Source organism: uncultured Kriegella sp. (genome assembly GCF_963975415.1).
Taxonomy (GTDB): Bacteria; Bacteroidota; Bacteroidia; order Flavobacteriales; family Flavobacteriaceae; genus Kriegella.
Map to the genome: position 1 here is coordinate 132,711 of NZ_CAXBGN010000006.1, position 15,485 is coordinate 148,195.

Sequence of the window (15,485 nt, forward strand, 5' to 3'; positions counted from 1 at the left end):
CCTTTTTTCAATTAATTATGGGGTGTTGTTTTGGGTTAAGTTTTATCTGTAAAGCGTAAAGTGCCCTATAAATTCACGGGTATCGTTTTCTCCGTTTAATTTTATGATATACCAGTAATCTCCTGTCGGGAGCGTGTGCTCCTGATAGAATCCGTCCCATCCATTCGGACTGTCGATCAATCGAAAGACTTGACGGCCATATCGATCAAATACATTGATCCATATATCTGGAAATTGAGTTATATTTCTTGGTATCCAAAGATCATTTTTTCCATCACCATCAGGCGTAAAGAAATTCGGAATATCGATATCTATAAATTCAATGAAGATGGTTGCTATGGCCTCACATCCATTTTCATCAACGACCCTAACCGTGTAAGTGTCCGTTCTTCTAATATAAAAAGTATTGGAGTCACCGTTATCGTAATCATCAAAATAGAAGGTATACCGTTCTTTTCCGCCAGTTGCGATAGCTGTAATCTCATTGAGGTTACGTTGTTCAAGGGTCAAGACCAAAGGCTCAAACCCTTCCACTTCAAAATCGACCGTATTGATACATCCATTGGCATGGGCGATAGTAATAAAGTGGGTACCTGCCGCCAAATTGGTAAAATTGGCCTCTAGTACAAAATCATTAGGATCCGAAGAGTCTAATGCATACATGAGATCAGGAGTAACGGTTTCATCTTCTAAAATGAGATTGATACTGTTGTTTGGCGTATCACCTGTACATTCGTAAATGACCTCTGCCATGGCATTGAGGTTGGCTCCGCCTTCTACAGTAATGGTTTCATTCGTTGTACACCCATTGGCATCCTTAACAAATACAATATATGTACCCCCGGCCAAATTTTCGATATTTAGTCTGCCTTCGACAAAATCGGCATCTTGGTTAGAATTTAATGCGGTGCTGTATGGGGCCGTACCACCGGTAACATTTATAGTTATAGATCCATCTCGGTCTCCTGCACAGATTTCAGGAGTTGAACTGGTCTCCATTTCCAATAAATCAGGTTCGCTAACCGTAAATTCAATCAGTTCGAAACAACCATTGCTATCTTGTACAATTACACTGTAGTCACCAAGGGAAAGATCTTCGAAACTATTGTCATCATCAAATTGATTTAAATTTGGTGAAATGGCATATTGGTACAAGCCGGTACCACCGGTTACATCGATAACAATGCTTCCATTCTCTTCGCCGTGACATTGAATGTCTGTAATCGTTGTTTCAATCGAGAGTGGATCAGGTTGGGTAATGTTTATTACTTCGGAAGTCACCTGACAATCTTCACTTATCACGCTTACATAGTAATTGCCTTGTGCTAAATTATCGAAAAGACCAGAGTTTTGATACGGACGTATCTCAATACTCAACCCGGTATCGGCATATAGTCCGTAGCGATAATTACCTAAACCTCCATCAGCGTCGGCATTGATTAAGGCTGAACTTTCGCCATTGCAATTGATAAAGGCCGCTGTTGTATCAAGGGTGACGGTTAAATCTTCAATTGGTTCGATTCTAACCGTATTGGATAGCATAGAAATACAATTAAAGCTATCGCTAACATAATACTCGTAGGTGCCGGCACCTACATTTTGAAATACATGGGTTCCGGCCCCATTGGCATTATTCATTGGGTTCGGGGTGGAGCCATTAATGCTCCAGGTATATGGTCCGGTACCTCCTTGGGCCGTTAACTCTAATGTAGCACCATTTTGACAACTCATCGCCTGTAGGGTAATCAATTGAGAATGTACCGTTATCGGATCTACAATTTCTGTTGTTGGAGATATAAAAGTACACCCCATATCATCAAAAACTTCGACCCTATAAAATCCTGCACCCAAATTGTTGAAGGTATTGGTAACCTGACTCGCGGAACTTTCGAGTAGCGTGCTGCCTGCATTATCGGTGTATCTGTGTAATAGATAACGATAATTACTACTTACATTTCTAGCGTTCAGGGCAATAGATAATGAGGCATCGGTATCTCCCTGACATACCAAATCTGTTGCTGTCACTGTTCCAGAAATGGGGTCGGGTGTCAAAAGTTCGAAAGCATTGGAGAAGGTCTGCATACACCCTAAAGCATCGGTGACACTAACGGTATACATACCAGCGGTTAAGCTTTGGAACAAATTCGAATTTACTTGTGTGGCATTGTGCGCAGTACTCGAAGTAGTATTTGTTACTACAATGTCATACGGTGCCACTCCGCCTAAGGGTTTTATAGCTGCGCTACCTTGATCATTGCTACAACCCACATCGGTTAGATCAATGGTGTCTAGGGTGATTGCCGCTGGAGGGGTACTTATACTGAACGACCTTACTTGAGTACAATCAGGAAAGGCAGCTTGCACGACCTCGGCCAAATAATTTCCAGCAGGAATATTGATGGGTGCCGTTGGACCTAGGTTGACAGAAGTGCCTGATATTATTTCGGCACCATCATCGGAGCGATCCGCAGGTGTTCCATTGGTTTCGAAAATACGCCATGTGAAACCTCCGGAATAAGTGGCATCCGATATGCTGAGGGTAATACTGCCGTTATCACCAAAGCATACGGCATCAGAGAGTTTGTTTACGGCCACATCGAAGGTATTCGGTTCGGCTACGGAGTGTGATAAATTGACTTCGCAACCTGTGTTTTTGTTCTTTATAACAAAGGTATAGTTGCCTGGTTGTAAGTCAAGAAATTCATTGGATGGTTGGAAACTGCCGGAAGGCAATTTCTTAAATTCATAATTTGACGGATTAGCGCTGTAATTGGTTACGGTACTCGCAATGTCTATTGAGATATCCTCGCCGGCATTACTACAGGAAATTGGATCATCAATAGTTAAGGTGGGTGTGCCCAATTCATCATAAGGCGGTACGATTACCATTCTTTCACCCAGACAGCCATTGTCGTCAAAAACGCGAACAACGACATCGCCACCAGAGGTGTCGGTAAAGGTATAACTATTTTGAGAGCCATTCTGTAGAACGGAACCGCTGCCATTATCTATGAATTCATAGCGGATGTAAGTGCCCGAACCTTCGGCAATACTGCTGAGGTCAATGGTGATTTCGGCATTGTTCATAACATCACCGCTACTGCAGCCGAAGGGTGTTACGGTAGGCAGATCAAAAGTAATCTCGTTGGGCTGATCTACATTTATACCATTCAATATTGTAGTACACCCGTTAGGCCCCGAGGCTGTTACCTGGTACGTTCCCATAGGAAGGTTTTCATAGGTGTTGGTGGCGGTATTGAAGTTTCCATGGTTAGGACTTAGGCTAAAACTTAATGGATTATTACCATTGTTTACTTGGGTAAGCGCAATTGCTCCATCACTACCGCCAAAACAAGTAACATCGGTCACATTTGGAGTAAAATCGGGTAAAACCGCAGCGGGTACTTCAATACTAAAGTTACGACTACATTCGGGCGAAGTCGTGCCTGCATCGTATATAGTAATGTTGTAGGTATCGGCTGCTGTTACCAAAACCGTTAATGGGTTCGAAGTCATTGCTTCTCTTGCCACGACTGTGCCAGAGGTATTGGTTATTTGATATTCGTAATTCGCAGAGCCAGAGGATACTTCCATGGTCAGTTGAGCTTCATGACCAGCCCCACAACCCAAACTTCTTGTAAGTGAAGCCGTAGCTTGTAAACTAGGATGTACGGTTATCGCTTCAGAATCGGTGCAACCGTTACCGTCTTTTACAAAAACCGTGTAAGGTCCGGGTGCGACATTAGTGAAAACACCACCGTTATTGATATAAGTGGTTCCGCCATCCAACGAATAGACCATGGAGGGCGACACGGGTGCTGCTGAAATATTTACTGTGGCCGCTGAACTACAATTGTCGATAGTTATTCCTGAAATGACAGGATTGGCCGTTAAGCTCATATCAATGTCCAATAGGGGAGATATACAACCAAACTGATCACTGATTTCTACAAAATATTTTCCCGAAGGAGAATTCGAAGGAATTTCCAAAGGGTTGTCCGAGGTAGCTGTAATAGTAGTAAATGGCGCTGGTCCGGTTACCGTAAAAGTATAAGTGCCACCGCCGCCGGTCAAATTGTCAACTGAAATTAGCCCAGGATTCTCACAGCTAATATCTTGTAAAGAGTTCAAGCTGGCCGTAATCGGCGCCAATCCTTCTAGAAGCAAGTTTTCGCTGGCACTGAAACATTGTGGCGTTCCTCCAGTATTGACCTGTTGTACTACTATATAATATTCGTTCGGTGCCAAATTTTCAATTTTAATTGAACTTGCATAGTCGATATCACCTCCACTTGAAGTAATCGTGTTTCCATCAATATCGTACAGGGTCCAGTTCATTTTTAGCTCCGTAGAACCGTCGGTATCCGTGATGTTGTAGGTAATCTCGCCATTGTTAGCGCCACTGCAGGAGGGTTCGTAAGTAGCGGTTATTTCCATGGGGTTCGTAACCACATCATTTACGTTTACGCTGCTTTGTCTGACACAACCTGGGGCAGGTGAGGAAGAATCGCGAACATAAAAAGCGTATGTTCTACCTGGAATCAAACCGGTAAATGTATGTGTAACACCTGCGGCAAAAGGGCCAACCCAACCATTGGCTGGAGTAATTGGGTCAAAATTGGCGGGGTCATCCGTATAGGTATATAAATAAGGACTAGTTCCATTTTGACCACGTACCGTTACTTGCAATTCATTACAATTAACTACTATGGGAAGAATGGTGATATCCAGATCATCTAAAGGGTAAGGTATAATGAATGGGTCCAAATCTGTTTGACAAACCGTGTTGTTTGAACCATCTATTGTTCTCATGGATGGATAAACGGTATCTCCTGACAAATATCCTTTTAATTGATCGGAAGTACCCGGGACACTATTGTCTCCAATCCATGTAGTACCTCCATCGGCACTGAACTCTATGGTTCCTAAAGTTGTTGGGTAAGCACTGAAACCGAATCCGAAATCATTGATGTCTCCGGTACAATTGGCAGGTGTTATGCCTGTAACTGTTGCAGTCAACTCCTCAGGTTCGTTTATGGTAATTCCTGTTACAGAATCGGAACATCCGGTTGCATCGGTTATTATGATGTCATAATCGCCTGGTGCGAGGTTATAATAGGTTCTTGTAGTACCAATAACCCCTGTTTGTAAGGCATCTGAGGTGCCATTATCTATATCTCTGATTTCATAGGTGTATGGAGAAAGCCCCGAAGTAATATTCACGTCAATACTACCTTGGCCGCCAAAACAGATGGCATCGGTAGGAAGCGCTGTAAAAGCAAGTGCAGGAGTGTTTCTTACGGTAACTGTTTCCAAATATTGGCAATAAGGTGTTGTCGCGTTATTATCCCGTACATATACATCAAAATCACCCGCGGTCGCATTGGTTACGGTAATGCTATTCGAAGCATCAAAATCACTGTCTTGAACCGCACTGCCCGTTGGTAGAAAGGCGTAGAAGTAGTTCCCATCACCTCCTGTGGCTGATGCCGTAATACTGCCATCTGCACAGGAACTGACATCGACTACATCAATTTGAGCCAATAAAATCGGTGATATGGATATTGATTTTATAGAAGAAATACAGCCATAAGAGTCGGTCACCTCGATATCGTAAGAACCATTGGAAAGTCCGTTAAAGGTATACGAAGTCACGGTTGATGGGGTAGGGGTCATCCATGCCCCGCCATCAATTCTAAAGCTATATCCCCCATTACCATTAGTTACCGCAGCGGTGAGGCTAGCATTGTTCTGCCCGTCATAACAGGCCGTAGCACTCAAATCAAAATCAATATCCGCTGGAGGAGCTATGGTTACGGCAGTTGTAGAAACTACTTCACAATTGTTTTGGTCTCGAACCCTAACTACGTAACTGCCATCCGGTACATTGGGAAATTGATTGTTAGTTTGATAGGAAGCGATAACTATCCCTGCCGTATCTTCTAATTGATAGGTGTATGCAGGGTTGCCGCCGGTGGCGGAGGCCTCTAAGGTTCCGCCTGTGTTGAAACAAGTGTAATCTGCAATTTGATTCAATTGTGGGATTATTGGCGTAGGGTTTGTTATAGTTGCTGAAAAATCTGTAATACATGAATTATCGGCAACCTTACGAACGTCTACCGTATAAGATCCATCGGCCAAGGTGGCGCTTGTGGTCACGGGGGAGGTCATTGAGGCCGTCCAGTTGAGACCGCCGTCGGTCGAATATTCAAATCCCGTGGTCGAGTCAAAATTAGCCACTTCAAAACGGATGGCTCCGTCGGAACTGCCATTGCAACTTGGGTCTATGGTGTTGAGTAATGCGGCCTCAAAAGCTTGGCCTGTTTGAACTACTACAGTTATATCCGTGGTTTTTTCGCATACTTCGGGTTGCTGTGAAGCTTGAATGTCATCGATAATCAAATCGTTTCCAAAATCACTATCCAAATTACTGCGCAAAACAATGTCTACGGTCGTATTTGCTCCTGGATTCAAAATGACTTGTCGGTTGTGCCAATCATCTGCATCACCATTTTTAGGTATTTCAGGCGTAGGTATGCTGTGAAGTACTGTGCCGGATGCATCTAGAAGTTCCACTAATATTTCCGGATTGTTACCATTGGCCGAAGTTTGCATCAGGTTATACGCCCATAAAGAAAGTGTGATGTCTTGGTTGGGAAGAACTTCTAATCCTCGGCGTGCCCAAAGAATTCCTTTTTCACCCGCCAGTGTACTGACGTCAACTGCCAAGAAACGTCCCTCGGTTAAACCTGTGTGGTCATTGGGGCTTCTCCATGCGGTAACAGGATTAGTGACAAAATTGGTTACCGTGTATTCTCCATTTACCAAAATACCGGCAGGACCAAGATTGCAATCCGTTGTACTGCCGTTTTGGGGTTCGTAACAATAACCAGGACCAATTTCCCCAATTTGGGTGGTGGGTCCGGATCCAAAATCTTCAAAGAACAATGTACTTTGGCCTGGTGCAATGTTGCTTGAATAACCTACAGTTACCGTTTGTGTGCCTGTCGCCACGGAAGTAAAGGTGTTGCTGTCGGCAGGTGCGTTCAACGAACTGTTCAAGCTATAGGTATAGGTGAAATCTGTTGTGTTGGATGGTGTTATGGTGATAGTGCCCAATCCGTCACAGTCATAGGTCACAACCTCCGTAAAAGAAGGGTCGGTCACGGCGTTTGGAACCGTAATATCCATATTATAGGTGCAATCCAAGGCATCCTTTAGAACCAATTGATAAGAACCCGGTAACAATCTTACCGCATCAGTTGCGCTGAAGGAGCTTCCTCCGTCAAAGCTAAATTCATAAGGTGCTTGACCACCATTCGGGTTAAGTATTTTCACCAAAGCTCCACTCGTATTACATGAGGCATGTTCAACTATTGAAGGAGATGCCGTTAAACGGAAAGGTTGGTCAATTTCATGGGTAATAGTTTCCGTACAGGTGTTGCTGCCACTTCCACTAGAGTCTTTAACGGTAATTTCGTAATGGCCCGCCGCTAGATTTAAGAAATTGGTTGAGTTTTGATAGGTGGTTCCACCATCTAAACTGTATTGGTAAGGTGCAGTTCCCCCAGTAACCGATACGGTCAAAGTAGACGTTGCCGAGTCGGCACACGTAATCTGTGAATGTGAGGCACTGACCGAAAGGCTGCCGAGGTCTTCTATTCGAACGGTATTGGAAATTTTATGACAATCATTGCCGTCCATTACAATAAATGTGTAATCACCGTTTTCGTTTGGAAAATAAGTACTGGGGTTGCCTCTGTGGCCGAAGAGAAAACTGGAAGCCGTTTGAATAGCTGATGCCGGAATATCGGAAGGGTCGCTGTATAAAGGTACTCCATCTTTGCTCCAAATCGCCATTTCGTAATTAGGGTCGGGCAAACCACCATTAGGTGTTAGGGTTATAACACCTGATGTACAGGTGATATTATTGGTTACCGAAGCACTTAGCGTTAGTTCGGCAATGCGGTCTACCGTAATCTGTTTGGTATCTAGACAGCCATCATCTGTTCTGGTAGTGACAATGTAGTTGCCAGGATTAACGCCTGAAAAGGTATGGGTGTTATCTGCAGTTGTAGTTTGATTGCTCACCAAGCTACCTTGACCACTATTGCTACCATCATCCAAACGAAGTTCATAGTTGTAGTTGGGCAACACATTCAGCGCTTGTATCGCTATGGTTCCGAGTTGGTTGCAATCAGCCGGGGTAGTACTCAGCTGCACTTCAAAATCACGTTCTAAAATACCAATATCTTCTGTTTCAAATACACAACCACCTGTTAATGGCGTATTATCGGAAGGATTCAATTGAGTAACCTGAACTTTGTAAGTACCGCTATTGGCAATGTCAAAATTTGGCCCGTTGTTAGCCGAGAATGGAACAACGATATTATTATTGTTAACGTCTACCAATTGGAAGCCATATCCCGAACCCACGTTGGTGACCCTGATATTCCCTGGTGTGTTGCATAGGATATCCGAGGAAGTGAACGTTGGGTCAAGATTGTTTTTAAATACGTTGAAATAGAAGCGACTCGAACAGCCATTTTGATATGCAATTACGACACGATACTCACCGCTATCCGTTATTGTAAAGTTGTCTTGATCGTCAACTGTACTCCAAGTACAGTTGCTGCTTTTGTTGGCACAATCGTCTCCGTTTGCGGAACAACTACCTTCATCAAGCTTTTGCCATGTGATACTTTGTGCATCGGTGATTCCCAATTGGATCGTGGCCTCATCATTAGCACCACATAAGAATATTTTGGGGAGTATATCCCTATCATTCGTGCACTCGACGATTTCACCTTGCAAGTCGTTATCAGGATTATTATCTGAATTTACCTGATTAAAGTAATCTTCAATAGGATTGGTCTGGGTTGCGCCAAAACGCTCCACGCTAATACGCTCTACCATATCGGGGCAGGCACCGTTCGAAGATTTTTCTACGATATATTGCCCGATAACCGTAACTACCAAGGTACTTGGATTGTTGTCGGGGTCGCCATCGCTCAAAACGGTGTCACCGCTGTCTACTTGACCATTTCCGTTTGTGTCTGCTACCCAGTTATAGGTAGCGAAGCCTTCGCCTGCGGCGAGAATAACACTATCACCACATAGGAGAACATTTCTGGCTTGATTGCAATTTGATAGATCATTGAAAATCGAGTTACTCGCTACTTCAGGAGCACTAGCGCAAGCCGATATTGGGTTGTTGCCATTTTCATCGGTAAAGGTCGACGTGTTTATGGTACCCTGATAGGTCGAATAGGCCCTGTTTTCCAATTGGGAGGAACAGGCGGCTATAAAATCAGAGCAATTAGCGGCAATTGTTACCTTTATTCTGATGGTGTACTCTGGGCGGCCCACTTCCACTAAATCATCCGGCACCGAAAAATCTATGGTGTTTGTTGCTATATCATGATTATAGGTAGTGTTCAAAGCATCCGATACATCTACATTGTCCAATGTGACATTATCAGGTAATATATTCTTGATGGTGTAGTTTCGGGCGTCGTCGTCTCCCGTATTTTGAAAGCGTAAGACATATTGTATGGTTTGCCCTAAACTTACGTCTTGACCGTTGATATCAATACCGCCCAAATTTTCAGTGGTATTGCCGAGTAATATTTCTGGGGCGAATACTTGGTTATAAGATGCTGCCAATACCATTCCTGTGTTAGGGTCGACTGCGGGAACACCGGCACCATATTCGCCACCATCACCGCCATCGGCATCGTTGTCTTTATAATATTCATTGGCATCGGTACAGCCGTCGCCATCGCTGTCTAGGTCTAGTTGATCGGGAAAGCCATCGTTATCTGTGTCACAGCCCGCTGTTAATAAAATGCCGCTCATATTAGTAGGCCCGGTAATTTCTTGGTTTATTGAAATGGTATTGTTGCCTGACGGACTCCAAGTAATAGTATTGGCCACATTGTCCAGAACCATGGGTTCCAACGGTCCATTGGAAGTACGTGCACCAAAAAGCTCGAATTCTCCGAGTTCATCTATCACCACTCTAAGTAACGGACTCCCATGGGAGCCGGTCAGCGAATAAATCTGTGCGTTCCCATTTTCGCCATACCCAAATCCATCTGAGAAAGTTGCAAAATTTCCTGGCACGTCTTGAAACTGTATTTCTCCTGCGACGTCGACACCATTTACTTCAAGGTTAAAAGAGTTGTCCAAACTAAAAATGTCCAATACCAAATAGTTGTCTATACTGGTCAAAGTACTATTGAAGGTATTTCCCCCAGAAATATTGAATACCAAATTGTTGCATTCATCTTCATCTAAAATGCCATCATTGTCATCGTCTAGATCTGTTATGTCGTTTACACCGTCATTGTCAAAGTCATTATGAATCGTTATTCGGGCAGAGGGACTATCTTCGGTAATATTAGTGTCGACCTGATCTTGAGTGTGGGTAGCAGTATTGGTCAAGCTAAGCAACGGAAGGGTGCTTATCTCATCGGCTTTGACTTCAAGTTCTAAAACAGCGCTTTCGCCGCCATTAAGGGTGCCAATGTTCCAAGTATTTCCGCTCCAATTTCCGGTAATGGTAAATGCGGATTCCAATGTGAGTCCGGTAGGGATATTATCGGTAACCTGGAGATTCGTCAAAGGTCCGACGCCTAAATTTCTTACCTTGATAGTAAAAGTAGCATTTTCGCCTTCCATGATTTCAGACTTATCTACTGTTTTATTTACAACAATATCTGGATCACAATAATATGCAGAAATAGGCTGTGAATCGTAAGTACATGGCCCTTTGGTTCCTCTTACATAATAATCGCCGGCAGTAGATGGGGTGTAGCTTGGGCCGTTGGCTCCGGGGATTAGCACTCCATCGCCAAACCATTGGTAGGCGTCAAAATTACCGGTAGCCTCAAAGATTGAAGATCCCACAAAGCAACCGCTGCCACCTCTAATTTCTAAGTTAACCTCAGGAACGGTATCGAAACCGGAGAAATATCCTGCAACACCCCTAGCCCCGTTATATCCAAAGAAACCTACGGCAATGGGCCCTGTAGATTGCACACTTACATTACCATTGAGGTTGGGGATAAAAAAAGTCTTCCAATCGGTCGAACCGGCCACTGGAACGGCTGGCGGCAATGCGACGGTACCATTACCATCAGTAACCACGATATTTGCATCTGGTGTATTGGTTGCGGCCGTTATAGTTACACCACCACTGACCAATGTGCCTGCCATATTTCTGATGTCGGGAATATTGTCCATCACGTCTGGTAACAAACAGTTAACCGGAGCTACAAAGTTAAGTCCCTGGGTATATACTTGACTGGCGCCGGCCATACATTGATAGGCGTATACATCTTTTGAGGTCTGTACGAACATATTTGCCCCGACCGTGTTGGAGGAATAATAATTACTGGGTACTTCAAAATATTCACCATTGTTTATTGTTGCTATTGGAGAAGCGGAACCGTTAACGAAAATTTGCGTATTGTCGGCTATGGCAATTAATAATGGAAATTCTGTAGTGCCGTTGGTTGAACCGTTGCCCCTTACAAATACATATTCTTTTCCTAATCTGTTTTCGGGTACTGGTTGATCGATACCTGCATCGCGGTTGCTATTATTTTCTTGTCGGCCAAAGTTCATAGAACCGTTGCTTATGACAATATTCTTATCGGAAACTATAGATGCGCCTATCCAACCGTCTCTATGTGCGGCAGTGGGAGAGTTGCCGACATAGGTTTCATAAACAAATGATTCATTGGCATTAAGCGTAATTTGGTGCGTATTTGAGGTAATGCCTGCAACATTGTTTCCAACCCTGAACTCACAATCAGGATCATAGCCAAAAAGATTTACCGTAGTATTGTCTTCGGTCGCCATGATGCCCAAGGTATTTGATTTTGAGGAGTGGGAACCTAAGTTTGGCACCCCGCCCCATTTAAAGCGGGTACCCATGGCAACCCTACCTTTTGATGTAAGTGATGCTGCCTGTGAGGCCGAATAACCTCGGTAGTTTACATAAAAACGATTTCCACTCGGCGATTCAAATCGAAGTCCGCTATTGGTTAAGACGACCCCGGTGTTTGCGTTGTTGACTAGCGTAATATTGTTGTCACCATTGCCTAGAGTGTTGTATACCGCTGGACTCACGTTGGAAATGGAAAATGTTGCAATAGGTGTATTGTTGGTTCCGCGATAGACATTTACAGTAAAAGTAGTAGGCTCCGGCGTAGAAAGATAAACCGCCTGTTGTTGAATAGCCTGATTATTTTGACCTTGCTTCAAAGGAGGTAAGTAATGCAGATTACTTAACTGTGCTTTTACTGAGAAACTGAATCCAATGGCAAGAAGAAAAAAAAGTAATTTTTGGTTCATTTGGATGGCTTTTAAAAAGAAAATTTTTTAACCCAACATCAAAAAAAGTATAACAGCAAACGGTGTACAACAATTTGTTGTAAAACCATCGGAACTGTTTGTAATATTGGTGATAATGTATTTTTGGAAAATTAACCGTGGTCTTCTGGCTTGAAGAAAGCTTTCTGTTAATTTGAATATTTCATAAAGCAGTCGGCATAGAATTTTTAAAAAAAACTGTAATTGGGCCAACTAAAAGATCTGCACAGAGCTTAAAATGTAAAGCTTCCCATTTCTTGTGAAGCTTCTTTTTATAAAGAAATCAACTTGAATTTGATCTGGTAGCTTTCTGCAGCAATATGCTTAAAACCCACTGTGATTTAGTGATGGGATCTGAAATAATTACCCCTTAGTAGATTACTTTGGTATCGTTGCCAAAAAAAATAGCCGTTGAGTAACAATCTTGGTTAGGGTATTCTTGGTTTTGGAGATTTGGGTAGTCTTTATATTACTGCTTAATTGGAAATTGCGAATCGGACAGGCCTAATATACATTGTACTTTTCTGATGATTCAGCATTGTTTATTGGGCATCGTAAAAAATAAAAAATGGGCATATATCTTCTTTGAACAACCTTAGGTTGTAATTCGAGATTCTTTCGTTCTTTTACAGTACGATTTGTTTAAATTTCATTCAATATCAATGTGTTGAATAGAAACGGGAGATTTGTGAATAGGCAAACGGCCGTCATGCTGCTTATGAATGCTCTTTTTTCTGGAATCTATCCGGGGTCAACAATAATATTTCCTATAGCATTAAGGTTTAATCAATATTTTCTCACCATCCGAAGTTTCAATTTTTAATCTCTCTCCCTGAAATATTTCCTTTTTTCCATTGTTTCTGATGACCGTTACGGCTTTTCCTTCCCAAGGATTTAGGAGGTTGAGTGTCTTTCCTTTTTCACTGAAAACCTCAATCGATTGCACTTTTCCGTTTTTTAATTCACTGGATACAAGAAATGCGCCAACAATTCTGAGTTTATGAAAACGGGCATCTTTACTTTTTGGCCAGACAGGAAAAACACGTAATACACCGCCGTGCCCCATACATAACATTTCGTTAATGGTATTAGGTACCGTGCTGAGGTTCTCTATTCCATGTGGATTATTTAACTGAAAACCATTAGCGTAGGTGTTTTTGGAATATTTATTCAGTTGTGTCAATATAGTATCGGGGTTATAACCAATTCGTACTGCCGCGGGGAAAAAACTATTTGACCCATTAAAATCGATCCAGCGTTGCATCACATCAATTGTATTATGGGCTACCTGAAGTAATTCTGGGTCACTGTCCAAACCAATTTGGCCACCCGGATAAATATGTTGAATACCGAGTGTATTGTCTCCCCACCAATCGGTACCTTTCTCGCTATAGCGGAATACTTTTTTACCTTCACGCTCTTGAAAGGTGTAATTAGACAAATTATCTATAATATGCTGCCACTTTTGTATGCGGTCTGAATCTACATTCAATTCTTTGCTCATGTCAATGGAGGTTTGCATCACTAAGCGAACAAGACCTAAGGAGAGAATCGGATTCACGGTACCTATTGTGCCTTCATGAATGGCATCGTTATAAATGACATAACGACCATCTTCAAAAGACAGGTAGTTTTCCCAAAAGGTAGCCACCCCTTTCACGAATGGATAATATGATGTGGAAACTTCAATATCATAGGTAGAATAAAAGAGCATAGCCATGTTGGTAACAGCATAAGCTGAATTACTTTTCTGGCCATAAAACAGACCTTCGTCTTGAACATCCCCGTTAGTTATCCAGTTGCTGCGAAATTTCTCCATCATTTCGTTTCTGCGGGTGGTTTCAATACCCAATGGCCCAGCACCTACAGGTAAAATGATTCCGCCTTCGATTCCGCAAACCTTTTTTGAATAGTAGTTCCCGCGGTCTATTTGTGCCAACATAGTGTGATTCGATGGAATGGCCTGTTCAATATGATTTGATGAAAATAAGCCATAATATGGGGCGAAATGATTATAATTCAAGTGATAATCACCATTCCAATCTGGGCGCTCTTTGGTAATACATGTGCCGAAAATGGATGGGGGGAAATCTTTATCGCGACTAAAACTTGCCATGCTATAATTTGACAGGTAATACTGCTTTTCAATGATTGAGTCGTTGATGTCAACATAAGATTTTGACCAAAAATCTTTCCACCACGATTTATGGCCGACCTCGATATTTTTAATTTCACTTTCACCTAAATCAGTAACCCGAGTTTTAACATCCTGTAGACAATTCTTGCTTTTAAAATTACTTGAAAAGGCAACTGCGATTATTATTTTCTCATTTTTTGAGAGCGTAAATTTATTTGAATCATTTCCCAAAATGTTTAATGCGCACACCGCTTTGGTTGGAATATCTACATCATTCACAAATGCTCGTGAAATATAATGCACACCGTTATCTGTTTTACTCTTTTCAGTGTTATCTTCAAATATCAAATCAAAAGGTGGTCTGTCAACAAATTCCTCTTTCCCGGGTAATTCAAGGTTTACTGTACCTTCCATCGTTCCATCCCCCGTCATTTGAATTTCCACCAGCATTAAATCTTCAACGGCGGAAACAAAAGTCTTAAACTGAACGTGCTGTTTGTTTTTAGAAAAATCGGCATATGTTTCTGCAGAATACAGGTCCTGCTCGATTCTATAAGAGGCACCCTTTAATGCGGGAATATCGATTTCAATTTTTCCAAGTACCGCGGGAAACGACTCGTTTAATGATGATTTAAGTCGCCAGAAATCATTCCGTGCCAAATAGTAAACCTGTTTTTCAGGGTTACCAGAGATGGCTACGCCTGTATAGCCGTTCCCTAACATTGGTGCATCTATAGAATGGGATACAGGAATTTTGGTCGGGGGTGCTGTGAATACAGCTCTATGTTTGCCAATAAGTACCTTTAGTGGAGTTCTTTCTACAACAGTTTTACAAGAACAAATTAATGTCAATGTCACTAAGATAATTACAATATTCAGTTTGCTCATTTATACCTTTTGACGAAATAGGGGCAAAGCTTACACCTACTATCCATTATAGCGGTAATATAAGAATAATCTATTTTTT

General features: G+C 42.4%; 2 protein-coding genes. Both read right to left on the bottom strand.

Translation table 11 applies throughout. The features are described 5' to 3' along the window. Positions 1-42: 42 nt before the first annotated feature. Complete coding sequence (locus AACZ88_RS14595) at positions 43-12,363, bottom strand: T9SS type B sorting domain-containing protein (RefSeq protein ID WP_339711664.1); 12,321 nt, start codon at positions 12,361-12,363, stop codon at positions 43-45. Positions 12,364-13,156: 793 nt separating this feature from the next. Further along, entirely contained in the window at positions 13,157-15,406 is a 2,250-nt protein-coding gene (locus tag AACZ88_RS14600; RefSeq protein ID WP_339711665.1) for a hypothetical protein, read from the bottom strand. Positions 15,407-15,485 lie beyond the last annotated feature (79 nt).

Excerpts from the sequence above, each read along its gene's own strand:
- AACZ88_RS14595 (WP_339711664.1), bottom strand. The coding sequence starts at position 12,363 with ATGAACCAAAAATTACTTTTTTTTCTTCTTGCCATTGGATTCAGTTTC.
- AACZ88_RS14600 (WP_339711665.1), bottom strand. The coding sequence starts at position 15,406 with ATGAGCAAACTGAATATTGTAATTATCTTAGTGACATTGACATTAATT.